The organism is Acetobacterium malicum subsp. dehalogenans DSM 11527, assembly GCF_000472665.1.
GTDB lineage: Bacteria > Bacillota > Clostridia > Eubacteriales > Eubacteriaceae > Acetobacterium > Acetobacterium malicum.
The window spans coordinates 35,880-61,133 of sequence record NZ_AXAC01000023.1; the positions used below are offsets into that span (position 1 = coordinate 35,880).

Below are 25,254 nucleotides of genomic sequence, written 5' to 3' on the forward strand. Positions count from 1 at the left end.
TTCATTTAAGAGACGTATAAAAAAAGTTCAGATAGTGGCATCTTAGAAACAGCATCACATTAATGAGCTAAGATGACATCAATTAATGATGTTTTAGGAGGACGACAACAATGGCAGAAAAGATTTATCTGGCATCACCGCACATGAGTGATGAAGGATTTGAAATGGAATATATCAAGGAAGCATTTGCCACCAATTGGATCGCACCGCTGGGTCCGAACGTTAATGAATTCGAAAAGGAATTTGCGTCAAAAGTTGGAGCTAAATATGCCGCGGCAGTGAATACAGGGACAGCAGCAATTCATCTGGCACTGAGAGCGGTTGGAATAGGAGCAGGTGATATTGTCTTTTGTCCATCGCTCACTTTTTCAGCAACCGTCAATCCAATTATTTATGAAAAGGCGATTCCGGTATTTATTGACAGTGATGAAGAAACCTGGAATATCTGTCCAATTGCATTAGAAGAGGCTTTTCAGAAATATCCCCAGGTAAAAGCTGTGATTGTAGTTCATCTTTATGGTCTATCAGCTGATATGGATAGAATAATGGCGATTTGCAACCGTCATGGGGTAACCGTAATTGAAGATGCTGCGGAATCTCTGGGAACCATATATAAAGGCAGACAGACCGGTACCTTTGGGGAGTATGGTGTATTTAGTTTTAATGGAAATAAGATTATAACTACTTCTGGTGGTGGTATGCTGGTTTCAGATAATCAAGCTAAAATTGAAAAGGTACGATTCTGGTCAACCCAATCGCGAGATTCAGCAAGGCACTATCAGCATAGTGAATTGGGTTTTAATTATCGAATGAGTAATATTTCTGCCGGTATCGGCCGCGGTCAGTTAAAAGTGCTGGATCAAAGGGTCGCCAAGAAAAAATACATATTTGAATTTTATAAAAGAGAGCTGCAACAATTGCCCGGGATTCAGTTTATGCCGATCAATGATTGGAATGATCCAAACTACTGGTTGAGTTGTATAACCTTAGCAGGATCAATAAAACCACTGGATATAATGGCGGCTCTGGAAGAAGAAAATATTGAATCACGACCGCTCTGGAAACCCATGCATCAGCAACCCTTTTTTGAGTGGTGTGACTATATTGGCGGAACTGTGTCGGAGAAACTGTTTGAGTCAGGTGTTTGTTTGCCCTCTGATACGAAGATGACAGACTCAGATCAGAAACGAATCTGTCAGATTATTAAAGGATTGTGATCAGCGATGATCTATAAAAGATTTATAAAAAGACCGATGGATTTTTGTTTATCTTTGACAGCAATCATTGTCCTTTCACCAGTACTTCTTGTTTTAGTTCTGATGATCAGAAAAAAATTGGGCAGTCCGGTACTATTTAAACAAAAAAGACCGGGCTTAAATGAAAAGATATTTACCCTTTATAAGTTTAGAACCATGACCGATCAGCGGGATGAAAAAGGAGGACTACTGCCAGATGATCAACGACTGACCAAGTTTGGAAATTTTCTCAGATCCACCAGTCTGGATGAGCTGCCGGAACTTGTGAATGTGGTTAAAGGTGACATGGCTGTTATTGGTCCGAGACCATTGCTGGTACAATACTTGCCCCTTTACAACCAAAAGCAAAAAAGGCGACATGAGGTCAGGCCGGGGTTGTCCGGGTTGGCTCAGGTAAATGGACGCAATGCCATTAGCTGGGAAGCGAAATTTGATCTTGATGTCCAGTATGTAGACTCAATCAGTTTTGTGGGAGATTGGAAGATTATCCTCTTAACACTAAAAAAGGTCTTCAAACGAGAGGGAATTAATGCAAATGCATCAACAACAATGGAGTTATTTCAGGGCACAAGAGTAGACGATTAAGAAAAATAGAAGATGAGAACCACTATAAATTTCACGATACTAATCGAAAGGAGACCGGCATTGTGAAGAAAAAATTATTGATCATCGGCGCAAGCGGGCATGGAAAAGTTGTTGTCGATATTGCGATTAAAATGAATAAATGGAGACATATCGCATTTCTCGATGATGATCCATCAATTACTGAGTGTATGGGATTTAGTGTTAGAGGGAAAACAGAGGATGCCTTTAAATATGCAGATGAAGCTGATATTTTTGTCGCTGTTGGAAACAATGAAATTAGAGAGAAGGTTCAAAATAAGCTCGAGTCAGCGGGGATAAAGTCACCACTCTTAATTCATCCTTCGGCGATTATTGGGTCCGAGGTGGAAGTTGGAAATGGTACAGTGATTATGGCTGGTGTCGTAGTTAACAGTGCCACTCGAATCGGCAAAGGCTGTATTATCAATACCGCGGCGACATTAGACCATGATAATCGTATTGCTGATTTTGTTCATATATCGCCTGGAGCACATTTGGCCGGGATGGTGGCGGTTGGTAAAAAAACCTGGATTGGAATTGGCAGTACCATCAGTAATAATTTGACCATTACCGGCAACTGTAAAATTGGCGCCGGTGCGGTTGTGGTAAAAACCATAGCTGAATCGGGAACCTATGTGGGTGTTCCGGCAAGGAGTATCCGTTGATGAAAAAAACTGTCTGGATTTGGAATCACTATGCTACCAATATGTATCAGGATCGTGCCGGCCGACATTACTCTTTTGCCGAAAATCTACTCAAAAGAGGTTATAACCCCATCATTTTCTGTGCCTCGACTAATCATTTTTCAAATGAAAACATTGAAATCATGAATAAAAAATATCGAGTGGATACAATCGATGAGATCACGTTTGTGATTGTAAAAACCCCTGATTACGTTGGAAATGCCAAAAAAAGACTGTATAATATGCTGACTTTTTATAAAAATCTGTTCCCGGTTGCGAAAGAATACGCCCAAATAAATGGGAAACCGGATCTAATCCTGGCGTCAAGTGTTCATCCCCTCACACTGATTGCTGGCATTCAGATGGCAAAAAAGTTTAAAGTTCCATGTATTTGTGAAGTGCGGGATCTCTGGCCAGAAAGTATTGTCGCCTACGGCGGTTTAAAGCGAACCAGTTTTATTGCAAAAGCTCTTTATCGCGGTGAAAAGTGGATTTATGAAAGGGCCGACAAACTTATTTTTACCATGGAAGGTGGGTCGGATTACATCATTGAACAAGGGTGGAACAAGGAGCAGGGTAGTTCGATTGATCTCCAAAAAGTATATCACATTAATAATGGTGTTGATCTGGATGCCTTCAAGGAAAATGAAAAGGTTTATAAATTTGAAGATCAGGATTTAGACAATGAAAAAACCTTTAAAGTGATCTACACCGGATCAATTCGACTTGTAAATAACGTCAAAACCATTGTTAATGCAGCACAAGTTGTCAAAAATGAATCGCCCAATGCGATCATTTTCCTTATTTATGGAGATGGCAGTGATCGAAAAAACCTGGAAGACTTCTGTAAAGAGAATAATATTAATAATGTTGTGTTCAAAGGTTATGTCAATAAAAATAGAATTCCGTATGTTTTAAGCAAGTCAAATCTCAATATTATCCACTTTGAGGACAATCAGATAAAAAAATACGGGGCAAGTCTCAATAAAATGTTTGAGTATTTTGCCAGCGGTAAACCGACGGTTTCTGACTGTGAGTTTGGTTATGACCTTATAAAAAGATACAATTGCGGAATGGTGGTTGATCATGCTGACCCAGAACAATTGGCCAAAACCATTATCGAGTTCAGTAATATGTCCAAAAACCAATATGAACAATACTGTAAAAATGCCATAACGGCTGCGAATGACTATGATTATCAACGATTAACAGAAAAACTTATCGAATTAATTTAAAGGGAGTTATAAAAATGACGATCAAAGACAAATTAATTTCTAAAACAGCAATATTAGGTGTGGTCGGTCTTGGTTATGTGGGGCTTCCACTGGCAGTGGAGAAAGCGAAAGCGGGTTTTACAACCATTGGCTTTGATGTACAAAAAGAAAAAGTTGACATGGTTAATGCCGGTAACAATTATATTGGGGATGTAGTGAATGAAGATCTGGGAAAAATTGTGAAGTCGGGTTTGCTTTCGGCAACAACGGATTTCTCCAAGGTAGCAGCTGCTGATTGCGTATGCATTTGCGTGCCAACCCCACTCGATGAGCATCAACAGCCAGATATCAGTTATGTCAAGTCTTCAGCAGAGAGTATTGTTCCATATATGCACAAAGAAATGCTGATCGTCCTTGAATCGACCACCTATCCCGGAACAACCGAAGAACTGCTTAAACCAATTTTTGAGTCGTCCGGATTGAAATGCGGTGAAGATTTTTATCTCGCCTTTTCACCTGAACGGGTTGATCCCGGAAACCTGATTTATAAAACGAAAAACACTCCAAAGGTGACCGGTGGCATCACCCCTCAGTGTACCGAAGTGGCAGCGGCTATGTATGAGAGTATTTTACAAGCCCCCATTTATCGGGTTTCATCACCGGCCGTAGCCGAAATGGAAAAGATACTTGAAAATACGTATCGAAATATTAATATTGGTCTCGTGAATGAGCTGGCTATGCTGTGCCACAAAATGGGGATCAGTATCTGGGAGGTAATTGATGCCGCCAAATCAAAACCCTATGGTTTTCAGGCTTTCTATCCAGGTCCAGGGGTCGGTGGCCATTGTATTCCACTGGATCCTTACTATCTTTCCTGGAAAGCTCGTGAATACGGGTTTCACACATCAATGATTGAATCGTCAATGATGGTTAACGACCGGATGCCCGAGTATTGCGCTGAACGAGCCAGTAAAATTTTAAATCACCATAACAAAACGCTAAAAGACTCGAAAATTCTTTTTCTTGGCGTCGCATATAAGCAGGATATTGGCGATTATCGGGAAAGTCCGGCAATAAAATTAATGGACGAAATCGAAAAAGAAGGTGCCGATATCATTTATTATGATTCATTTGTACCAGAATTCCAGGAACATGGAAAAACACGAAAAGGTGCTGTGGAACTTACCAGCGAACTTGTTGAATCGGCAGACCTGGTCATCGTCACAACTGCCCATACAAATATCGATTATCATACTATCCAAAAACATGCTAAACTTATTTTTGATACAAAAAATGCCATGAAGAACATTGAAGAAAGAGAAAATATTGAGCTGCTTTAAGGAGGTGTTACCTTGGGTTTAAAATATGCATTAATCGGATGCGGAAAAATTTCGGCCAATCATATTGCTGCCGCCCGCGCCAATGATCTTGATATTGTCGCACTGTGTGATGTCTACCCGGATAGCATGAATACACTGATTTCAAAATTTGAACTACCGGAAACAATCCATCAGTATACCGATCATCAAGCGCTGATACAAAATGAAAAGCTGGATCTGGTTGCGATCTGCACTGAAAATGGTAAGCATGGGTCGATTGCGCTGGATTTTATTGAGGCCGGCTGCAATTTGATCATTGAAAAACCAATTGCCCTTTCGCTTGAAGAAGCTGATGAAATTATCAAGCGATCCAAAGAAAAAAATGTCAAAGTCAGCGCCTGTCATCAGAATCGTTTTAATCAGTCGGTCATTGAAATTAGAAAAGCCCTGGACCAAAAACGTTTTGGAAAACTTTTTTATGGGACCGCCCATATCCGCTGGAACCGGGGTCGTGAATATTATGCTGGTTCAAAATGGCGGGGAACCTGGGAACATGATGGTGGCGCCCTGATGAATCAATGCATTCACAACATCGATCTGCTGAGATGGATGATGGGGGATGATATTATTGAAGTGGTGGGAATGACCGATAATCTTAATCATCCCTATATCGAAGCGGAAGACTTTGGGATCGCTCTGATCCGTTTTGCTAATGGCAGTTATGGCATTGTTGAAGGAACGACGACAATTTACCCCAAAAATCTGGAAGAAACACTTTACTTGTTTGGTGAAAAGGGAACGGTCAAAGCAGCCGGTCAGTCGGTCAATATTATTGAAGAATGGCAATTTTCGGATGCTCGGGATGACTCCGAAGAAATTAAAGAACGGTTTAGCATGAATCCTCCCAATGTCTATGGCTACGGACATACACCCTATTATGCAGATGTTATTGATGCGATTAAAAATGACCGGGAACCATCGATCACAGCGGAAGACGGTCGCAGAGCAGTGGAACTTATTCTGGCAATCTACAAATCGGCTGCAGAAGGACAGCGGATCAGATTGCCATTGGAAAAATGTAGTACCACAGATTTTAAAGGGAGATTTGAAAAATGAGCTATTATGTCCATGAAAGCAGTTATATCGATAAGGACGTTAAAATTGGTGCAGGAACGAAGATCTGGCATTTTTGCCACGTACAAGAAGGGGCAGATATTGGCGAAAATTGTTCACTCGGTCAAAATGTCAATATTGGCAGTCGCGTAAAAATTGGGAATGGGGTAAAAATTCAGAACAATGTTTCGGTATATGAAGGGGTCGAACTGGAAGATTATGCTTTCTGTGGACCGTCAATGGTTTTTACAAACGACCTGACCCCACGCAGTAAATATCCCAAAGGTCCGGGTGGTTTTAAAAAGACCCTGGTGAGCTATGGGGCCTCAATTGGCGCAAATGCGACCATCGTTTGTGGTAACACCATCGGCCGCTGGGCAATGATTGCTTCAGGGGCAGTGGTCACCAAAGATGTTAAAAACTATGCACTGATGGCCGGGGTACCGGCAAAACAAATCAGCTGGGTTTGCGAATGCGGAACACCATTAAAAGAAGGACTTTCTTGTGAAGCTTGTGGCAGAGCGTACCGCCTGGAGAATGATCAATTAATTGAAAAGTAAATGAATAATACGAGTGGAGAGTGATTTCGATGGAGTTCAGAGATCTAAAAACGCAGTATCAAAAATATAAAGATGAAATTGATGGTGCCATTCAAAAAGTTTTGTTAAAGGCTGACTTTATCAGTGGTGCAGAAATTCAAATTCTAGAAGAACGGCTGGCTGAATATATTGGTGTCAAGCACTGTATTTCCTGCGCCAATGGCACTGAAGCGATGACACTGGTGTTGATGGCCTGGGGAATTGAAGCAGAAGATGCGATCTTTGTACCGGATTTTACTTTCTTTTCAACGGGTGAAGTTGTCTCTCTAAGCGGTGCAACACCGATATTTGTTGACGTCGATCCAAATACCTTTAATCTCGACACGATAAAATTAGAAAAGGCCATTCAAAGAGTCATTAAAAAAGGTGAACTCAAACCAAAAGCTATTATTCCGGTGGATCTATTTGGTCTGCCAGCAGACCATAACGAAATTGGTCGAATTGCCGAAAAATACAATTTGCTTGTTTTGGAAGATGCCGCCCAGGGCTTTGGCGGCAACATTAACGGTCAGAAGGCCGGTAGTTTTGGTCATGCTGCCACAACATCATTTTTCCCGGCCAAGCCACTCGGTTGTTATGGCGATGGCGGTGCGATTTTTACAAATGACGATCAATTAGCCAGTCTGCTCAACTCATTAAAGGTTCACGGTAAGGGAAAAAATAAATATGATAACGTCAGGATTGGACTTAATTCCCGGTTGGATACGATCCAGGCAGCGGTGTTAAATGTCAAACTAACCGCATTTATTGAACATGAACTTGAGGACGTCAATAAAATCTATCGTCACTATAACAAAAGATTGGATGGAGCTGTCGAAATCCCGGTGATGCCGGCTGGTTATTATTCCAGCTTTGCTCAATACACCATTAAACTTAAAAGCAAATCGGAACGAGACGCCCTAAAAACCAGATTAGGTGAGCATAAGATTCCGAGTATGATTTACTATTCAAAACCAATGCATCGACAGGAAGCTTTTTGCGATCAGGAATTTGATGATGCTGATTATATGGTTACTAATAAGTTATGCGAGACCGTATTATCCCTGCCAATGCATCCTTACCTGACCGAGAAAGAAATCGATGAAGTATGTAATTTGATTATCGATGTTTAGAGGATCTCAGAGATGAATGTTTTACATGTGAATTCCTATTACGCTCAAGGAACTTTTTATAAACATTTGTATGATCAACAGATACAAACAGGAATGGCCATCGATGTTTATGTTCCGACGCCAATTTCGGTCACTCGTGATTTGGGAAACTATACAACCATCAGCATTAACCATAAAAAGTATGATCGCTATTTATTTCATTTGAAACACACAAAAATTTATCGGGACATAAAAAAAACCTACCAGCTTGAGGATTATTCAGTGGTTCATGCGCACTCATTATTCTCCAATGGATACATCGCGATGCGAATAAAAAAGGATTTTGGTATTCCTTATATCGTTGCAGTACGGGATACCGATGCCAATGTCTTTTTTAAACGGATGGTCTGGCTTAGAAAACTTGGGATTAATATTTTGCAAGAAGCCTCACAGATAATATTTCTGTCAACAACCTATCGCGATGCGGTGGTTGAAAAATATCTGCCAGAGCAGCTGCAAGATGAGATTCTCGCCAAATGCGCAGTTATTCCCAATGGTATTGATGAATTCTGGCTGGATAATTTAGGTGATCCCAAAATAATTCAAGACAATAACAGGTTGAACCTGTTATTTGTTGGAATGGTCAATAAAAGAAAAAATATTCCCACAACGATCAAAGCAATTAAACACTTGATCCTTCAGGGATATGAGGTGACATTTACGGTTGTTGGCAAAGTCACCGACAAGTCAATTTTTGAGCAAATTGAAAAAGAAGATTTTATCCGATATATTTCTCATTGTTCGAAAGAAAAGTTGATTGAGATTTACCGAAACAATGACATATTTGTGATGCCTTCGATCACCGAGACCTTTGGTCTGGTCTATCCCGAAGCAATGAGTCAGGGATTACCAGTGATTTATACTAAAGGACAAGGTTTTGATGGTCAATTTGCTGATGGGGAAGTTGGGTTTGCGGTAAATTGTTTTGATGTTGAAGATATTGCCGATAAGATAATCAAAATTAAAAATCACTACAATGATTTGTCACAAAATGCAATAACGAATGCCCGAAAATTTTGCTGGACTGAAATCTGTGACGAATACAAAATGATATATGAAGCGATCGAGCAAAAGTGATTTTGAAGAAGGGGGTAGGCCATCATGCAAAAAAAACATATCTGCTTTGTTGTACCAAACTATCCGACACAGAATGATCCGGTTTATACCTTTGTGAGAGAGCTGGTCTGCTCAATTGCCGTACAGGGATACCCATGTTCAGTCATTGCACCTCAAAGTATCACAAAAAAGCTGCTAAAAAATAAACCAGCCCGGCCTCAATTTTGGCGGGATTGTGTTAAGGAAGGGGTGTGGGTGGATGTTTATCAGCCCCGAGTACCGTCATTTTCAAACCTTAATATTTTTGGGAGGAACCTTTCGGCACTCTTTGCCCAAAAAGCAGTTATTCGTGTTTTTTCAAAAATAAGGCCGCGGCCGGACATAATCTATGCTCATTTTTGGCATTCTGGGGTAACCGCTGGTTTAATCAGTAAAAGGTATGGAATTCCTTTTTTTGTGGCAACCGGTGAAAGTAAGATTTGGGTGGAAAGTCTCTTTACCCGCCAAACGATTCAAAAAGCTCTTGCTGATATAAGCGGTGTGATCTGTGTTTCAACTAAAAATTTAGATGAAAGTATTGAACTTAAGCTTGCGACACGAAATAAGATGATCGTGATTCCAAACGCCGTTGACCCGGAAAAATTCTACAAAATTGATAAACGTGAAATCAGAAACAAACTAGGATTCAGTCAGGAAGACTTTATTGTTTCATTCATGGGTTCATTTGATCAACGCAAAGGTGTTTTGCGCTTGTCCGAAGCTGTGAAGCAAGTGGAGCAGACGAAAGCAATCTATATTGGTTCAGGAGCTCTTATACCAACAGGCGATGAAATTGTGTTTATGGGTAAACTGCCTCATGATCAGATCTGTGAATATTTAAATTGTGCAGATGTGTTTGTTTTGCCAACCCTGGCCGAGGGATGCAGTAATGCGATTCTTGAAGCAATGGCCTGCGGATTGCCGATTATCTCTTCTGAGCTCAGTTTTAATGATGATATCTTAAACGATCTTTATGCCATCCGGGTGGATAGTATGGATATCGTAGCCATAGCTGAAGCAATCAGAAGTTTAAAAAATGATGATAATCGGCGTAAAAGAATGGCAACAAGTGCTTTGGAGCAGTCACAAGAATATCATATCAATAATCGGGCTGAAAAAATAGTGCGGTTTATTAACAATTCGATTAATGACGAAAAAGAGGTTCAAAATGATAACCAGGAAATCAACTAATTCCATAGTGATATTAGGTTTAGCACTGATATTTATTATCCTCGGTCTTTCTAATGTTCTGTTTTTGATTATGGGAATTATCATTGCCGGTAGCTTTATATTTATCAGTGGGGCGGAAGGAATATATGGTTTGTTTTTCATGCTGCCATTTTCGCCGATCATGAAACTAGCACCAGGAGGGAATACTTTTTTTAATATTCTCATTGCTGTGTATATCCTCAGGATGATTTTTTTGAATCAGAAAACCAAGATGACACTCTATCAGATTCTTTCAATTCTCGCACTTATTATTTTTTCCCTGCTTAATACAGGGGACTCAAGTTTGATAAAGCTAGTGGAGCTGGTTATTTATTTTGTGTTAGCTTTTTTAGTAATGAACACTAAGGATAATATAAAGGTGCGGAAATTGCTGATGTTTTTTGTAGCCGGCATCATCATTGCATCAGTTCTAGGGTCTTTCAGCGATTTAATACCTGGCCTAAGCGGTTTTATGCAAGAAACCCGGATAAAATTAGAAGACGGTGATGTTATTGGTAGATTTTCTGGAATTCAGACAAATCCAAACTTCTATACCATGGACATCACGATTGCGATTGCGGCGCTATTATATATGATCGGCATGAAAAAACATCGTTGGTATGACTATGTTTTGGTGATTATTTTATTAGGATTTGGGATATTATCTTTGAGCTTGTCTTTTATGCTTGCAATGGGCGTTGTTTTTATACTCTATTTAATATTCAAAATCGTTCAGTTGACCAAGTTATCCTTTGATGTTAATGTTGTTTTAAGAGGTATCATTTTTATCGCACTGACACTATTTATTATTTCAGAAATTAGTAATTTGCCTTATATGAATATTTATTTCCAGCGATTGGGGATTGGAAATTTTGTTGATCAGAGTCTATCAGATCTTACTACTGGTCGTTCTGATATCTGGTCGGATTACTTGAGCTTGTATCTAAGTGATTGGAGAATTTTCCTGGTAGGAGTAGGCTATTCTGTGGAGGCTTATGATTTAAGACAAGCACATAATTACTTTCTTGAACTCTTAGTGCATTTAGGGATCATTGGGACAATCTTGTATTTTAATGTCTTAAACTCAATTTTTAAGCCATTTTCGATGAAAATAAAAGGTCGAATGTTATGTCTTTTACCTTTAGCAGCATTAATATTTCGAGGTTTTGGGATTAATTTATTTTTCAGAGAAAATTTCATCTTTTACTTGATAATCTGTGCCTTGATTATGGCTGACAATGACAGTATAGGTGATTTGAGAATACCTCGAAATGGAGCTGCAGATGAAAAATAAAATTATATTTCTGGAGTTTAACGGAATTCCCGGTTCAGGCAAAACAACGTTATCAAACAGGGTGATTGCAGATATGAAAAGTGCGGATTATCCGGTTGAATCCTATCATCAGATAATTAAAAAACCATCCAGGAAAAATTTAAAACACTTATTGCTGTTTCTATTCAGGATAAAACCTTCAAGTTTTAAAATAGGATATCTGGCAGTAATGTATCTGATAACAAATAAAAAACTCAATCATGAAAACTGGTTAAGGGTGATTTCTTTAGTGGTGTTATTTGATTTTTATCAAAAAAAAAACCGTGACAATGTCCAAGAAGTTATTCTAGTTGATCAGGGAATTGCTCAACAAATTATTTCGATGCTTTACGAGTCTGAGCTGATAGCCGACAAATATGTCATAAAATTAATCAGATATGCAAAAAAAAAGGACCTGGGCATATTCATTGTCAATGTCGATCTCGATATCAAAGCCTCTTTTGAGCGATTGACGAAGCGAAAAGGAAATATTTCACGAATACAGAAGTTGAACGAGGCGAGCGCCATTCATACTTTAACCATCCAGCAGAATAATTTTAATAAAATCAGAAAAATTATCAAAGAACTGGAGCTCGAGAGTCTTAATGTGAATACCCAAGTCTGTATCGATGAAAACGTGTTGCTGATAGAAAATTATATAATGGGAATTCAAAACCAATAGATTGATTGCAGATCCAGATTGTTCATTGTCGATGATACAAAAGGTGAATTACCTAAAATAGGGAGCTTGTTATGAACAGTAAAATAATGGTTAGTGTAAGTTGTATCACCTATAATCATGAGAAATATATAGCCGCAGCATTAGATAGTTTTATTATGCAAAAAACCAGCTTCAACTATGAAATATTAATCCATGATGATGCATCTACTGACAAAACAGCAGAAATTATTCGCGAATATGAGCAAAAATATCCTAATTTAATAAAACCGATCTATCAAAAGGAGAATCTTTATTCAAAAAATGTTGATGTTGACGATCTAAACACCGAAAGAGCAACGGGAAAGTATATTGCTCTATGCGAAGGTGATGATTATTGGATCGATCCACTTAAACTCCAGAAACAAGTTGATTATATGGAGACGCATTCTGATTGTGCACTTTGTGTTCATGCCGCTTATATTGTCAACGTTAATGGCAGGAAAATAAAGCCGGTTAGACCAAATGCGGGGAATAAAATATTTACAGTTGAAGAAATAATTGAAGGCGGTGGCGGATTGTTTGCAACAAATACGATGATGTATCCCCGTCATTTGGATGCTAACAAACCAGATTTTTATAAAAAGGCGCCAGTAACTGATTATCCATTAGCTATCTATCTTGCCTTAAAAGGAAAAGTCTATTATATCGATGAATTCATGGCGGCTTATCGGAAAGGCGTTAGTGGTTCCTGGACAAATACCGAACAGTCAAGTCTTGAAAAAATAATCAAGCACGTTAATAATACTGAAATAATGTTGGAGTATCTTAACCAACACACGAATTATCAGTATGATGAAGCAATAAATAACAAAAATAATATAAACCAATTTAAAATTATGATTGCACAGGAACGATTTGAAGCATTAAAGGAAGACAAATTCAAAGCAATTTTTAAAAAGCTGGAAAAAAAAGAAAAAACGAAAATATTGATCAAACAGTACTTTCCACGGTCAGTAAGAGCTTATAAAAGGCTCCGGAAAAAGTATAAAATGAAGTGAACTGAGCAGCATATGTTAGACCAATCAGTTGCTGGCAGCTGAGCATTGAAGTGGAAATGGAGGAGCGATAGTGACACTGAAAAAATTCAAGTCGGGACTGTTAAGGTTGGATGACCGTATCCTTAAGGGAAAGCTTAAATCCTTTTACACGCGCCGTATTAAATATTGGAGGAAAGCCTACGTTCTAACTCAGGATTTATATTTCCCGCCCCACACAGCCTCAAATAAAAATATCCGTATGGGACCGGAAGGTGAGTTGTTGGCAATTGGGGGTGACTGGGAACCGGAGCGCATTATTCTGGCCTATAAAAATGGCATATACCCAGTTGTGTTCAGGGATCAGCCCATTCTTTGGTGGACATCAGAGCGACATTGTGTCATGTATCCCAAAGATATTCATATTCCTAAAAATATGCGGGCACTAATCCGCCAGGATAAATTTAAATTAACAGTTGATAAAGCTTTTTACGAGGTCGTTAATGCTTGCTCAGAAACAAGAAAAGAATATACCTGGTTAACGGATGCACAGGTCCAGGCATTTCATAAACTTTATGCTCTGGGATTTGCCCATTCGGTTGAAGTTTGGCAAGATGAAAAGCTGGTTGGCGGTTTATTCGGAATTTCATTCGGATCATACTTTCACGGTGAGTCAATGTTTGCACGGGTAAGTCACACCTCAAAATTAGCTTATATCGGATTATCGATTCGACTAGCAGAAATGAACTTTGCCATTATGGATTGTGGAATTTGGCCGACAGAACATATGAAAAGTTTGGGCGCTGTCGTTATTTCACGAGACGAGTTTCTGGAGATTCTAGATAAAAGCAAGGAGGCTCCTGAAGTGATAGCGGATTGGGGTGCATTGTTTGAAAACTGGGATTTGAAGCAAGCTGTGCAAAATCATCTGGATGGTTTGACTACGAAGATGGAAGGAGCCTTGACATGAAAGAACAGATCAATGTTACACGGTCATCGATGCCAGAATTTGAAGAGTACATGGCAGAAATTAAAGAGTTATGGGACACGCACTGGCTGACAAATATGGGCGTAAAGCACAAGAAATTCGCAAAATGTTTAAGAAACTATTTAAATGTGGAAATGGTTACGCTATTAGCAAATGGTCACCTTGCGCTTGAGTGCGCAATTGCCGCCTTTGATCTCCAGGGAGAGGTGATTACGACGCCTTTTACATTTGCATCAACCACTCATGCGATCGTCAGAAATGGCCTAAAACCAGTATTCTGTGATATCAATGAGAACGATTATAATATTGACGTAAAAAAAATTGAAGGTTTAATTACCGAAAAAACCTGTGCAATTGTTCCAGTTCACCTGTATGGAAATGTATGTGATGTAGAAACGATCGAAAAGATTGCTCAAAAATATAAGTTAAAAGTGATCTATGATGCAGCACATGCTTTTGGAGTAACGGTTAACGGTATCGGCATCGGTAATTTTGGTGACGCATCAACCTTTAGTTTTCATGCCACAAAGGTTTTCAATACCATCGAAGGTGGTGCCGTAACCTATAATAATGAGGAACTGAAAAAAACCCTCTATTTTCTCAAAAATTTCGGGATTACTGGACCTGAATCGGTGGAGTTTGTCGGCGGTAATGCAAAGATGAATGAATTTCAGGCAGCGATGGGAATTTGTAATCTCCGCCATATTGACGCAGAAATTGCCAGACGCCAGACTGTTTTTAATCGTTATCGAGAAAACCTGGAAGGAAACAAAGGGATAAAGCTTTTGCAACCTCAACCAGCAGTTAAAAGCAATTATGCATATTTTCCGATTGTTTTTTATGGGAAATCAAATTTAAGGAATTATGTTTTTGACGAACTGGAGAAAAATCAAATTATTCCGAGAAAATACTTCTATCCACTGACGACGGATTACGAATGTTATGCGGATCGTTTTAATTCAAACGAAACACCAGTGGCGAAGAATATTGCCGACCGGGTCATAACCTTGCCTCTGTATGCTGATCTGATGCTTGATGAGGTTGATCGGATTTGCAAAATCATTTTAAAATTGATCTAAACTTTACTGTTGACTGATCAGAAGAATGAGGAAAATAACCTTTCAATCCTGGTTTTTAGCTTAATTGTTTTGTAGAGTGTGTGGAAGGGGGGTGATGACGATTGATGTTCAAAAACAACTATTAGAAGATTTATATCAGATTAAACGAGATACTTCCGTCCTTCTGCCGAAGACCATGAAAAACAGTAGTAAGTCTAATCAGGCAGAAATAGTTATCATTGGCATGGAAAAAGATCGAACGATCTATCAAAATATATTTTTAAAATACCAATTCATTCAACTAAAAAAGCAAAAGCAATTGATGTCAGAAAATTTGGAATCATGGGTAGGATTTGATGAAAGCAAAGGCGATTTAATTCAGGTTTGCTTATTTTTATGCAGGACGAAGACAGGTCGGAACGATGTTATAAATCTAAGTAATGGCTATATCAACAAGGTTATAAATGAATACGCGACTGCAAGCAGCCTTTCTTTCAAAGGTCCATTAATAGCATTGATCGGTTCAGATGGGTCAGGAAAAAGTACCGTTACCACAGATCTGGAGAAGTGGTTTTCAGAAAAAATTGATTGCCGTCGCTATTACCTGGGGAGCGGTGATCATTATAACCCCGTGTATAAACGAGTTATAAAAATGATGATAAGACGGTTTAGACTTTCCCGAGCATTGAATGAACAACAGATGATTAAAACTGGCAAAAGCCAAGTGAACCAAATCCAAGAAAATATTCTAAAAAAGGGACTGAAAAGTTGTTTTTGTCATGTAAATGCCTTTTATTTATATCGTATTTCGGTCCACTCATTGAAACAGTTAAAAAAGTCAAAGGGCTTTTCTGCGAGCGGCGGAATTTGCCTGTTTGACAGATATCCGCAGAATCAGTTTATGGGAATCAATGACGGTCCCAAAATCAGAAAAGCATATGGACGGCTGAACAGCTCTTTGATCAACCGTTTAATTCAAATGGAAGAAGAAAACATAAACAGGTGTGTTAAAATGAGCCCTGATCTAGTCATAAAGCTGATTGTATCCCCGGAAGTCGCAATCCTGAGAAAGCCGGATCATAATATTCTGGAATTAGAAAAGAAGACAGATATAATTTGTAAGCTGGATTTTGAAAATGCAGTTATTCACAACATCGATGCCAACCAGAAGTACGAGGAAGAATTAAAGGTGATAAAGAAATTGATATGGGATTATCTTTTTCAACTTTTGAAAATGAATGGTTAGAACCCGGACCGACATTCTGACTTGAGATGAATCTGAAATAAAGGTGGTTAGAGCTGATGAAAGTATCAAATAAAGATAAGGCATTTTTGGGCGTTTACTGGATGACAATTATGGGTTTGGCCAGTGTCGCGATCCGGTTGTTAATCACAATGAGTTTATCAAGATTGTTACTGCCAAAAGAGTTTGGTCAGGTCGCGACGATTCAGATCATCATTAGTTTTGCGGAGATATTCTGGATGATGGGTGTAGGAAGTGCCATTGTTCAAAAGAAACAATTGTCAGACGACTATATCGCAACCGGGAATACCCTAAACTTAATACTGGGCCTCATTATTTATGTGACCATCTTCATTTTTGCATCTCTTATTGCCGGTATTGTCGGATCAGATGATATTACGATGCTACGGGTACTTTCGATCGTATTTGTTGTTCATAGCACTTCAGGGGTGTCGGAAGCATTACTTCAAAAAGAAATGCAATTTAAAGTCATCAGCATCATAAATACGGTGGCGGCTATTGTGAACGGAGCCGTTGCAATCATACTGGCATTTAATGGATTTGGCGCGTGGTCGCTTGTGTTTGCTCAGATTATCAGTGTTATGATACAAACAATATTGTCAATAATCAATAAGCCCATCAAATTTAGATTGAAAATTGAAAAAGAATCAGCAAAAGAACTGCTTAATTTTGGAACTGGATACGCACTCTCTAAGGTATTTAATAATATTGCCAATCAGGGAGATTATTTTGTTGTCAGTCAAACGCTTGGAAGCGCGGCCTTAGGATTTTATAATCGAGCGTATCAATTATTACTGGTGCCCACAAATCTGATAGCGACAGTGATGGAGCGGGTTTTGTTTCCTCTTTTGGCCATGTATCAGGATGAACATGAAAAAATCCGCTATGTTGTAATGAATTTAACAGCGCTGATAGCAATTCTGGCTTTTCCAATTACGATTGTATCACTGACGATGGGAGCCGACTTAGTTCAAGTTGTCTTGGGTCCGAAATGGGAAGAAACGATTCTCCCTTTCAAAATATTAATTGTCAGCTTGTTTTTTAGAATGGCGTATAAAATTGGGGACGCTCTGGTACGTTCTTTGGGAGCCGTCTATAAACGGCTATGGGTACAAATTGCGTATGCAACATTGGTTATTGGGGGGGCATACATTGGCAAAGAATGGGGGATCGTTGGAGTTGCGGTGACAACAACAATTGCGATCATTATCAACTATTTTATTATGACGTTATTGATTGGCCATTTAGTTGAGCTAAAGATGAGGGAATTGTTGGGTTACCTAACCCCGATTATTCTGGTCACTGTAGTCATCGGGGGTGTCAGTTATCTGATTAGCAGTCCTGTGGCAACTTTACCATATGCGCTGCTCAGACTGATTGTTATGACTTCAGCAGTGAGCCTGATGTATATTTTTGCTTTTAGATTCGTTATCATTAAATATATGCCTGAAGATTTCAGAGGTTTTATAAGAATTGTACGCGATCAGACGATAAGAAAGATTGCACCTAAGAATAAAAACAGCAAATAATTGAACCTGGAAGAAGGATTATGAACGATAAGCAAATTAAATCTAAAGTGATTTCATCTTTATTCTGGAAATTTATGGAGCGACTGGGTACCCAGGGCATACAATTCATTGTTCAAATTGCGCTGGCCCGCCTTATATTACCAGAAGAATATGGAACAATCGCATTAATCACAATATTTATCTCATTTGCCAATGTATTTGTTCAATATGGTTTTAATACCGCGCTTATCCAGAAGAAGGATGCAAACGAAACTGATTTTTCATCCGTGTTTTTTTTAAGTCTAGTGGTTGCCGGGCTATGCTATGCGATCCTGTTTGTTTCGGCGCCACTGATTGCCCAATTTTTTGAGAATGCGATGCTCATACCACTGCTTCGAGTCTTATCGATAACATTGTTTTTAGGTGGTTTGAATTCAATTCAAAATGCCGTTATTGCCAGAAATCTCGAATTCAGAAAATTGTTCTATAGTAGTCTAGGGGCTGTTGTGGGTTCGGGAATAGTCGGAATTGCGATGGCCTATAATGGTTTTGGTGCCTGGGCACTGGTAGCCCAGCAGCTAACAAATCAACTGATGGTGGCATCGATTTTGTGGTTTACAGTAAGGTGGCGGCCAGGTTTTCTTTTTTCCTTGGAAAGTTTGAAGGGTCTTTTTTCATTTGGCTGGAAACTATTAGTTTCAGCACTCATTAATATGCTTTATAATAATATCCAAAGCCTATTTATTGCAAAAATCTATAATCCGGCAATGCTGGGTTATTTTAACCGCGGACAGCAATTTCCATCGCTGATCGTTTCAAACATTAATGGATCAATTCAATCGGTTATGTTTCCGGCCTTGGCCCTCAAACAGGATAATCTACACCGAGTCAAGGAAATGGTTAGAAGAGCGATTGTGACCAGTGCCTTTTTTATCTTTCCGATGATGGTTGGACTGGCGGTAATTGCGGAACCCCTGATCAAAATTTTATTGACTGATAAATGGTTACCCTGTGTCCCATTTCTGCAGATTTCCTGTGCTGCATACGCATTGCTGCCAATCCATACGGCTAATCTTCAGGCAATCAATGCCTTAGGTCGAAGTGATATATTTTTAAAACTGGAAATTGTTAAAAATGTTGTCAGCCTGGCGATATTGGGTATTTCGCTCGCGTTTGGTATTTATGCGATTGCTGCCGGAATGTTTTTCAGCAGTGTCGCCTCGTCATTTATAAATGCCTATCCCAATAAAAAACTGTTAAATTATAGTTATGTACAACAATTGAAAGATGTTATGCCGTCGCTTTTATTATCCCTGGCAATGGGTGTGATTATCTATAGTTTTTCATGGCTTAATATGAATCCCGGATTAACCCTGACAATGCAGATATGTGTTGGAGTCTTAATTTATTTTGGAATGGCAAAAATACTAAAGTTTGAATGTCTGTCATACTTAATGATAACAGCGAAAGAGTTGTTGGATAATAGAAAGAAGCGCAAATAAGATGATCATCGGAAAAAGACAAAAGAGTGGTCAGATTTAAAAGTGAGGAACGAAATGGATATTTCAATAATGCAACCTTATTTATTTCCCTACATTGGATATTATCAAATGATCTATTGTTCAGATTATTTTGTTATTGCGGATGATGTGCAGTTTATAAAAAAAGGGTGGATAAACAGAAATCGGATCTTATTAAATGGAGAACCGTCAATGATCACGTTGCCATTAAAAAGAGACAGCTATTTCCTGAACATCAATGAGCGGACCTTTGCAATTCAATCAGGCTCGATGGGAAGAATTACATTCCTGAATAAAATAGTGAACTCATATCGGAAGGCACCGGAGTTTACCAATATCTATCCCCTCATTGAAAAGATAATGTGTTTTGAAAATGAAAATGTAGCAGCGTATTTACATAATAGTATCAAAAAAATTTGTGAGTATCTGGATATTAGAACCAAGATGATAGTAGAATCGACACTTAAGCTACCGCCTGAGTTGAACTATCAGGATTCAGTTATTTATGTTTGCAAAGAATTGAAGGCAAAACGATATATAAATTCAATCGGTGGAATGGAGCTATATTCAAAAAGTAAATTCAAAAAAAATAGTATTGAGCTTAAATTTATTAAAACGAGAGAAACCTTAGAATACCGACAATTTTACAATAAATTTGTTCCGAATTTATCGATCATTGATGTGATGATGTTTAACCCCAGGGAGCAGATTAAAGCGATGTTAACAGAATATGATCTGATTGATGGCAGAGATTAGATTTTTAGATGACGATAAAGGAATTCAGCGCGATCGACGAAGACAGTACGGATGCTTTTGTAATCGCTATCCAAAGCTAGACATACTTCCTTAATAGGGGGTTTAAAGTTTGTTAAATTTGAAAGAGAGATTTACTTGTCTAGCATAAGACAGTAAAGAAATTGATACACTATATTGATGAACGTATTTGCTTATATCAACATATTGTATAAATTAAGATTAGTTATCTAATTTATTAAAAAAATAAAATAGGGTATTGACTAATTTTGATATATGTGATACAGTGACACCAAGAAAAGCAAATAACTTAATATTCGAATGTTTGCTCATTCAGAAGTACTTATGAAAGCTATACTTCTATCAAAATCCACATAGTTTTAAGTAAAAATTGTTGGTCAATTCATTTCGACTACCGAAGTTGTTTATGTATTGATTTGTTTTCTACGATAAAAGCAAATCTGATTAAAGTCAGAGACGCAAAGCTAGAGGGCCTGTGAAATGGCAGCCAGCTACCGAAAGGAAGGTATCATACTAAAAAATTGTTAAAAAACCAATTTAATATCTATCGTGGAATAACTTTCCAGCGATAAAGGCAAACCTGTTGAAAAGCAGGGACGCAAAGCTAGAGGGCCTGTAAAATGGCAGCCAGTTACCGAAGGGGGAGTTTTTTATTTGCAATTCATCGTTATTCAACGAAAAAGGCAAACCAATTGAAAAGTTGGGACGCAAAGCTAAGGGCCTGTAAAATGGCAGCCGGCTACCGAAAGGAATACCATCATGAAAAAAATATCTGTTTTCTTAGTCACATTATTTGTGTTATTTAGTGTTATGCCTGTCAATTCAGCATTTGCTGCCAGAGTTAGACCTCCAAAAAAACCTGTAACTGTCACACAACCAGTCGTCACAGAACCAGTTGTCACAGAACCAGTTGTCACAGAACCAGTTGTCACAGAACCAGTTGTCACAGAACCAGTTGTCACAGAACCAGTTGTCACAGAGCCAGTTGTTACGGAACCAGTTGTCACAGAACCAGTGGTTACGGAACCAGTGGCCACACCACCGCCAACCACAACACCGGTGAATCAGGGAGTCAGTGTTAAAGATTATGGAGCAAAAGGAGATGGCGTCACCAATGATACCGCCGCGATTCAAAAAGCCATTAATGATGCCAGCAGTAAAAATGTAATCTTGACAATTCCGGCCGGAACCTATGTGGTTGCGAGCCAACTGGAAGTAACGAACAATAGCAGAATCAGCGGTTATGGTGCCACCTTATACATGGCTCCACAGCAGTCAGCAGTAGCAAATATTTTATGGTCAAATCCTGATGCATATATCACAAACGTAACCCTTGAAGGGTTGACATTACAATCACAAAACACCATTGCTGGAACCGAATATTATGCCAACAGTATGATCAGTAACGTTCAGGGAATGTTCTTCCAGGGTATCAGCAATCTGANCATCAAAGATGTTTCGATGGACAGTATGTATGTGGGNCTGAAAATGGGACAATCCGGAAGTGCCCGAAATCAGGGAATCACCGTCAGCAATCTTAAAATTGATAAAACNGGCATGCCCATTCAGATTTCCGGAACCAACGACTTAACCATGACCGACAGTATTTTAAACGCCAATTCCGGCGGAACAAAATGGCTTCATGCAGCATATATTCGTGGNGATAACAGCAATTTNCTGTTCAGAAATGTTGAGTTCAATAATGCCCCTGGTGGCGGAATCGCAGTAGCTGGTAATGAAAAATTCCCGACCCCGCCGGATCATATCGTGTTTGAAAATTGNCGTGTCAAGAACAGCGTCGTTGGGATGCACATCAATACCGGNGCAAATAACGTCACNATCAAAGGCTTAACCATCACCGGCAGCGGCCTGGGATTCAAAATTGCCGATGCCAACAACCTGAANATNAGTGATGTAAACATCAGTGGTGCAATTCCAANAACGACCGATATTGGCGCATTCAGCATCGGAAANAGCTATCAGTCAAGTATTGCCAATGTTACCGTCGANTCAGCCGGNATGGCAGGTGCGTTGTTCTGGTTTATCGGAGAAGTGAAAGACACCAATATTTCTGGAATGAACGTCACGAATGTCGATAAGATTCCATTAATCAGCGCCAACAGCGCCTCCAAGACAACNAATGTAGTGGTCGAAAACTCAAACTTCAANTATAACAGNATTGACAAATACGGCATCGGATTCAGNGGTGTGGGATCCCAGGCAGTGCTTCGGAACAATACCTTTACCAACACCGGAGCATCCTACTCTTACCTGATTTATAATCCGGAAGGGACGTCTGTTCAAGTGTCCAATAATTCCTATAGTGGATTCCAGCGACTGAATTCCAGCTCTGATTTCTCAGTAGCCACCAATAATTTTAACATTCTGACAGCAAAAGTTGATTAACAAGAACTGATGATTTGGTTCACTTTTCAAGCATTATTAAAATATAGATAACGAATAAGTCTTGCTTTTTAGTAAGGCTTATTTTTTATTTGTCGTTTAATGGAGGATAAAAAAGAAAAACTGGCTTTTCGGAATGAATATTCATTAAAATAGTGGTAAGTTGAGGCCGAAAAGGGTAAAATACAAACTATAGAATACGAATCAATTTTGAGAAAAAAAGGCGGACCAAAATGAAAATACTAATTACCGGGGTAGCAGGCTTTATTGGTTTTCATTTAGCTGATTTATTGCTTGGCGAGAATCATCAAATAGTCGGAATTGATAATCTGAACAGTTATTACGAACAATCCTTAAAGGAAGATCGTCTAATTATTTTGAAAAATCATAGCAACTTTGTATTTTATAAGGCTGATCTAAAAAACAAGCCTTCAGTCGATCAAATTTTCGAAACACATCGACCCGACTACGTGGTTAATCTAGCTGCCCAGGCGGGCGTTCGTTATTCAATTACCAATCCCTATGCCTATCTGGATTCCAACCTTGTTGGATTTATGAATATCCTTGAAGCATGTCGCAATTATCCAGTGAAGCATCTTCTCTACGCATCATCAAGTTCAGTTTACGGCGGAAATAAAGAGGTGCCATTTTCGACCAATCACAATGTCGATCATCCGGTTTCCCTCTACGCTGCGACCAAAAAAGCGAATGAACTGATGGCCCATACATATAGCCATATATTCAATATGCCAACAACCGGATTAAGGTTTTTCACAGTTTATGGACCATATGGAAGACCGGATATGGCATATTATTCTTTTGCAAAGGATATTTTAGCCGGAAAACCGATTAAGGTATTTAATCATGGCGAAATGAAACGTGATTTTACATACATCGATGATATTGTGGCATGTATCAGTCAGTTAATTGATAAAGTGCCAACTGCCAATAAGGATTGGGACGAAAGGCTAAATGATCTAAGCTCAAGTTTCGCCCCATACAAGATATATAACATCGGGAATAATCATCCAGTTGAATTAATGCGTTTCATTACAATTCTGGAAGATCAGTTAGGGAAAAAAGCGGAAAAAATATTCATGGATATGCAACCAGGTGATGTAATGATAACCTATGCTGATATAAGTGATCTTGAAAAAGATATTGGTTTTCGACCGGATACGAGTATCGAAGAGGGCTTGGCTAAGTTTGTGAAATGGTATCAAGAATATTATAAAATCGATCAATAGATAGGATAACGACGGGGGATATTAAAATGAAAATTACAATCGCTGGTACCGGTTATGTGGGTTTGTCAAATGCCATTTTATTGGCACAGAACAATGAGGTCATTGCACTTGATATTTTAAGAGAAAAAGTTGAGATGATCAATAATAAAAAATCTCCGATCATTGACAATGAAATTGAAGAATATTTAAATTCCAGGCAACTGAACTTGCGGGCAACAACGGATAACTATGAGGCCTTTAAAGATGCTGAGTATGTGATCATTTCAACACCGACTAACTATGATCCGGAAAAAAACCATTTTAATACCAGAACAGTGGAAGCCGTTATTGCCAATGTTCTGGCGATTAATCCTGATGCAGTGATGATCATTAAATCAACGATACCGGTCGGATATACAGAGGCTATAAAAGAAAAATTTGAAGCAGAGAACATTATCTTTTCACCAGAATTTTTAAGAGAAGGACATGCGCTGTATGATAATCTATATCCCTCGAGAATTGTCGTCGGAGAGCAGTCAGAACGGGCACGAGTCTTTGCTGAATTGCTGGCTCAGGGCGCTTTAAAAAAGGATATTCAAATTCTTTATACTAATTCAACTGAAGCTGAAGCGATAAAGCTTTTTGCAAACACCTACTTAGCATTAAGGGTTGCATATTTTAATGAATTGGATTCATATGCGGAGGTAAGAGGCCTTAACACGTATGATATTATCAAGGGCGTGTGTTTGGATCCGCGAATTGGCAATTATTATAATAATCCATCTTTTGGTTATGGTGGCTATTGTCTGCCAAAAGACACCAAACAATTGCTCGCAAATTATGCAGATATTCCGCAAAATATTATGTCTGCAATTGTCGATGCCAATCGCACCAGAAAAGACCATGTCGCGGATATGATCATAAAAAGAAAACCAAAAATAGTTGGGATTTACAGGCTGACAATGAAGACAAACTCAGATAATTTCCGAGAATCGGCGATTCAAGGCGTTATGAAGCGAATTAAGGCGAAGGGAATTGAGGTGGTTGTATTTGAACCATCCCTTGAAGAAAGTGACTTCTTCAATTCCAGAGTGATAAAAGATCTCGATGAGTTCAAAGAAATCGCTGATGTGATCGTAACTAACCGTCTGTCAGAAGAAATAAAAGATGTTGTTGATAAGGTATATACCCGGGATTTGTTCAGTCGGGATTAATAAAATGGATAGCTTAACATACTATTCTGGGAAAGGAATACTCAAAGAGT

22 protein-coding genes and 3 riboswitches are annotated in these 25,254 nt (G+C 38.8%); all 22 genes read left to right on the top strand.

Going from position 1 to position 25,254, the window contains the following annotated elements:
- Window positions 1-110: 110 nt before the first annotated feature.
- Window positions 111-1,217, top strand: coding sequence for a DegT/DnrJ/EryC1/StrS family aminotransferase (locus A3KS_RS0109825; RefSeq protein ID WP_026394783.1), 1,107 nt, complete (start codon window positions 111-113; stop codon window positions 1,215-1,217).
- Between the two features lie 6 nt (window positions 1,218-1,223).
- Complete coding sequence (locus tag A3KS_RS0109830; protein ID WP_026394784.1) at window positions 1,224-1,841, top strand: sugar transferase; 618 nt, start codon at window positions 1,224-1,226, stop codon at window positions 1,839-1,841.
- 62 nt (window positions 1,842-1,903) lie between these two features.
- On the top strand, window positions 1,904-2,524 hold the full coding sequence (locus A3KS_RS0109835; protein ID WP_026394785.1) for an acetyltransferase: 621 nt from the start codon (window positions 1,904-1,906) through the stop codon (window positions 2,522-2,524).
- Window positions 2,524-3,777 (top strand): glycosyltransferase family 4 protein, encoded by a 1,254-nt coding sequence (locus tag A3KS_RS0109840; protein WP_026394786.1) that lies wholly within the window; start codon window positions 2,524-2,526, stop codon window positions 3,775-3,777. The genes A3KS_RS0109835 and A3KS_RS0109840 overlap by 1 nt, the downstream gene beginning before the upstream one ends.
- Before the next feature lie 14 nt (window positions 3,778-3,791).
- Window positions 3,792-5,096 (top strand): nucleotide sugar dehydrogenase, encoded by a 1,305-nt coding sequence (locus tag A3KS_RS0109845; protein WP_035355900.1) that lies wholly within the window; start codon window positions 3,792-3,794, stop codon window positions 5,094-5,096.
- Window positions 5,097-5,108: 12 nt separating this feature from the next.
- Entirely contained in the window at window positions 5,109-6,191 is a 1,083-nt protein-coding gene (locus tag A3KS_RS0109850) for a Gfo/Idh/MocA family protein (RefSeq protein ID WP_026394788.1), read from the top strand.
- Window positions 6,188-6,748, top strand: a complete 561-nt coding sequence (locus tag A3KS_RS0109855; protein WP_026394789.1) for an N-acetyltransferase — start codon at window positions 6,188-6,190, stop codon at window positions 6,746-6,748. The genes A3KS_RS0109850 and A3KS_RS0109855 overlap by 4 nt, the downstream gene beginning before the upstream one ends.
- 29 nt (window positions 6,749-6,777) lie before the next feature.
- Window positions 6,778-7,899 (top strand): DegT/DnrJ/EryC1/StrS family aminotransferase, encoded by a 1,122-nt coding sequence (locus A3KS_RS0109860; protein ID WP_026394790.1) that lies wholly within the window; start codon window positions 6,778-6,780, stop codon window positions 7,897-7,899.
- Between the two features lie 12 nt (window positions 7,900-7,911).
- Window positions 7,912-9,015, top strand: coding sequence for a glycosyltransferase family 4 protein (locus A3KS_RS0109865; protein WP_026394791.1), 1,104 nt, complete (start codon window positions 7,912-7,914; stop codon window positions 9,013-9,015).
- Between the two features lie 24 nt (window positions 9,016-9,039).
- Window positions 9,040-10,224, top strand: a complete 1,185-nt coding sequence (locus tag A3KS_RS0109870; RefSeq protein WP_026394792.1) for a glycosyltransferase family 4 protein — start codon at window positions 9,040-9,042, stop codon at window positions 10,222-10,224.
- A complete protein-coding gene (locus tag A3KS_RS0109875) occupies window positions 10,202-11,536 on the top strand; it encodes an O-antigen ligase family protein (RefSeq protein WP_026394793.1) in 1,335 nt (444 codons plus the stop codon). The genes A3KS_RS0109870 and A3KS_RS0109875 overlap by 23 nt, the downstream gene beginning before the upstream one ends.
- On the top strand, window positions 11,526-12,236 hold the full coding sequence (locus tag A3KS_RS0109880; RefSeq protein WP_026394794.1) for a hypothetical protein: 711 nt from the start codon (window positions 11,526-11,528) through the stop codon (window positions 12,234-12,236). Before A3KS_RS0109875 ends, A3KS_RS0109880 begins: the two co-directional genes overlap by 11 nt.
- Window positions 12,237-12,307: 71 nt before the next feature.
- Complete coding sequence (locus A3KS_RS0109885; protein ID WP_026394795.1) at window positions 12,308-13,273, top strand: glycosyltransferase family 2 protein; 966 nt, start codon at window positions 12,308-12,310, stop codon at window positions 13,271-13,273.
- A 70-nt stretch (window positions 13,274-13,343) separates the two neighbouring features.
- The gene (gene aat, locus A3KS_RS20790) at window positions 13,344-14,219 is read left to right on the top strand and encodes a leucyl/phenylalanyl-tRNA--protein transferase (protein ID WP_051355793.1); all 876 of its coding nucleotides are present in this window, start codon (window positions 13,344-13,346) and stop codon (window positions 14,217-14,219) included.
- Window positions 14,216-15,316: a DegT/DnrJ/EryC1/StrS family aminotransferase gene (locus A3KS_RS0109895; protein WP_026394796.1), complete on the top strand. Its 1,101-nt coding sequence runs from the start codon at window positions 14,216-14,218 to the stop codon at window positions 15,314-15,316. The genes aat and A3KS_RS0109895 overlap by 4 nt, the downstream gene beginning before the upstream one ends.
- 94 nt (window positions 15,317-15,410) lie before the next feature.
- Window positions 15,411-16,541 carry a nucleoside/nucleotide kinase family protein gene (locus A3KS_RS0109900; protein WP_026394797.1) on the top strand — a complete coding sequence of 377 codons (1,131 nt, stop codon included), beginning with the start codon at window positions 15,411-15,413 and terminating at the stop codon, window positions 16,539-16,541.
- A gap of 56 nt (window positions 16,542-16,597) precedes the next feature.
- Window positions 16,598-18,088, top strand: coding sequence for a lipopolysaccharide biosynthesis protein (locus A3KS_RS0109905; RefSeq protein ID WP_026394798.1), 1,491 nt, complete (start codon window positions 16,598-16,600; stop codon window positions 18,086-18,088).
- Window positions 18,089-18,108: 20 nt separating this feature from the next.
- Complete coding sequence (locus A3KS_RS0109910; protein WP_026394799.1) at window positions 18,109-19,569, top strand: lipopolysaccharide biosynthesis protein; 1,461 nt, start codon at window positions 18,109-18,111, stop codon at window positions 19,567-19,569.
- A 69-nt stretch (window positions 19,570-19,638) separates the two neighbouring features.
- Window positions 19,639-20,343, top strand: coding sequence for a WbqC family protein (locus A3KS_RS0109915; RefSeq protein ID WP_278247310.1), 705 nt, complete (start codon window positions 19,639-19,641; stop codon window positions 20,341-20,343).
- Between the two features lie 441 nt (window positions 20,344-20,784).
- Window positions 20,785-20,860: riboswitch (cyclic di-GMP riboswitch) on the top strand.
- A 64-nt stretch (window positions 20,861-20,924) separates the two neighbouring features.
- Window positions 20,925-21,000: riboswitch (cyclic di-GMP riboswitch) on the top strand.
- A gap of 33 nt (window positions 21,001-21,033) precedes the next feature.
- Window positions 21,034-21,108, top strand: a riboswitch (cyclic di-GMP riboswitch).
- A 63-nt stretch (window positions 21,109-21,171) separates the two neighbouring features.
- The gene (locus tag A3KS_RS0109920; RefSeq protein WP_207637752.1) at window positions 21,172-22,767 is read left to right on the top strand and encodes a glycosyl hydrolase family 28-related protein; all 1,596 of its coding nucleotides are present in this window, start codon (window positions 21,172-21,174) and stop codon (window positions 22,765-22,767) included.
- 230 nt (window positions 22,768-22,997) lie between these two features.
- Entirely contained in the window at window positions 22,998-24,011 is a 1,014-nt protein-coding gene (locus A3KS_RS0109925; protein ID WP_026394802.1) for an NAD-dependent epimerase, read from the top strand.
- A gap of 26 nt (window positions 24,012-24,037) precedes the next feature.
- A complete protein-coding gene (locus A3KS_RS0109930; protein ID WP_026394803.1) occupies window positions 24,038-25,204 on the top strand; it encodes a nucleotide sugar dehydrogenase in 1,167 nt (388 codons plus the stop codon).
- Window positions 25,205-25,254 lie beyond the last annotated feature (50 nt).

Bases quoted from the DNA above. Each gene is read 5' to 3' on its own strand.
- A3KS_RS0109825 (WP_026394783.1), top strand. From the start codon at position 111: ATGGCAGAAAAGATTTATCTGGCATCACCGCACATGAGTGATGAAGGA.
- A3KS_RS0109830 (WP_026394784.1), top strand. From the start codon at position 1,224: ATGATCTATAAAAGATTTATAAAAAGACCGATGGATTTTTGTTTATCT.
- A3KS_RS0109840 (WP_026394786.1), top strand. From the start codon at position 2,524: ATGAAAAAAACTGTCTGGATTTGGAATCACTATGCTACCAATATGTAT.
- A3KS_RS0109845 (WP_035355900.1), top strand. From the start codon at position 3,792: ATGACGATCAAAGACAAATTAATTTCTAAAACAGCAATATTAGGTGTG.
- A3KS_RS0109855 (WP_026394789.1), top strand. From the start codon at position 6,188: ATGAGCTATTATGTCCATGAAAGCAGTTATATCGATAAGGACGTTAAA.
- A3KS_RS0109860 (WP_026394790.1), top strand. From the start codon at position 6,778: ATGGAGTTCAGAGATCTAAAAACGCAGTATCAAAAATATAAAGATGAA.
- A3KS_RS0109865 (WP_026394791.1), top strand. From the start codon at position 7,912: ATGAATGTTTTACATGTGAATTCCTATTACGCTCAAGGAACTTTTTAT.
- A3KS_RS0109870 (WP_026394792.1), top strand. From the start codon at position 9,040: ATGCAAAAAAAACATATCTGCTTTGTTGTACCAAACTATCCGACACAG.
- A3KS_RS0109875 (WP_026394793.1), top strand. From the start codon at position 10,202: ATGATAACCAGGAAATCAACTAATTCCATAGTGATATTAGGTTTAGCA.
- A3KS_RS0109880 (WP_026394794.1), top strand. From the start codon at position 11,526: ATGAAAAATAAAATTATATTTCTGGAGTTTAACGGAATTCCCGGTTCA.
- A3KS_RS0109885 (WP_026394795.1), top strand. From the start codon at position 12,308: ATGAACAGTAAAATAATGGTTAGTGTAAGTTGTATCACCTATAATCAT.
- A3KS_RS0109895 (WP_026394796.1), top strand. From the start codon at position 14,216: ATGAAAGAACAGATCAATGTTACACGGTCATCGATGCCAGAATTTGAA.
- A3KS_RS0109900 (WP_026394797.1), top strand. From the start codon at position 15,411: ATGACGATTGATGTTCAAAAACAACTATTAGAAGATTTATATCAGATT.
- A3KS_RS0109905 (WP_026394798.1), top strand. From the start codon at position 16,598: ATGAAAGTATCAAATAAAGATAAGGCATTTTTGGGCGTTTACTGGATG.
- A3KS_RS0109910 (WP_026394799.1), top strand. From the start codon at position 18,109: ATGAACGATAAGCAAATTAAATCTAAAGTGATTTCATCTTTATTCTGG.
- A3KS_RS0109915 (WP_278247310.1), top strand. From the start codon at position 19,639: ATGCAACCTTATTTATTTCCCTACATTGGATATTATCAAATGATCTAT.
- A3KS_RS0109925 (WP_026394802.1), top strand. From the start codon at position 22,998: ATGAAAATACTAATTACCGGGGTAGCAGGCTTTATTGGTTTTCATTTA.
- A3KS_RS0109930 (WP_026394803.1), top strand. From the start codon at position 24,038: ATGAAAATTACAATCGCTGGTACCGGTTATGTGGGTTTGTCAAATGCC.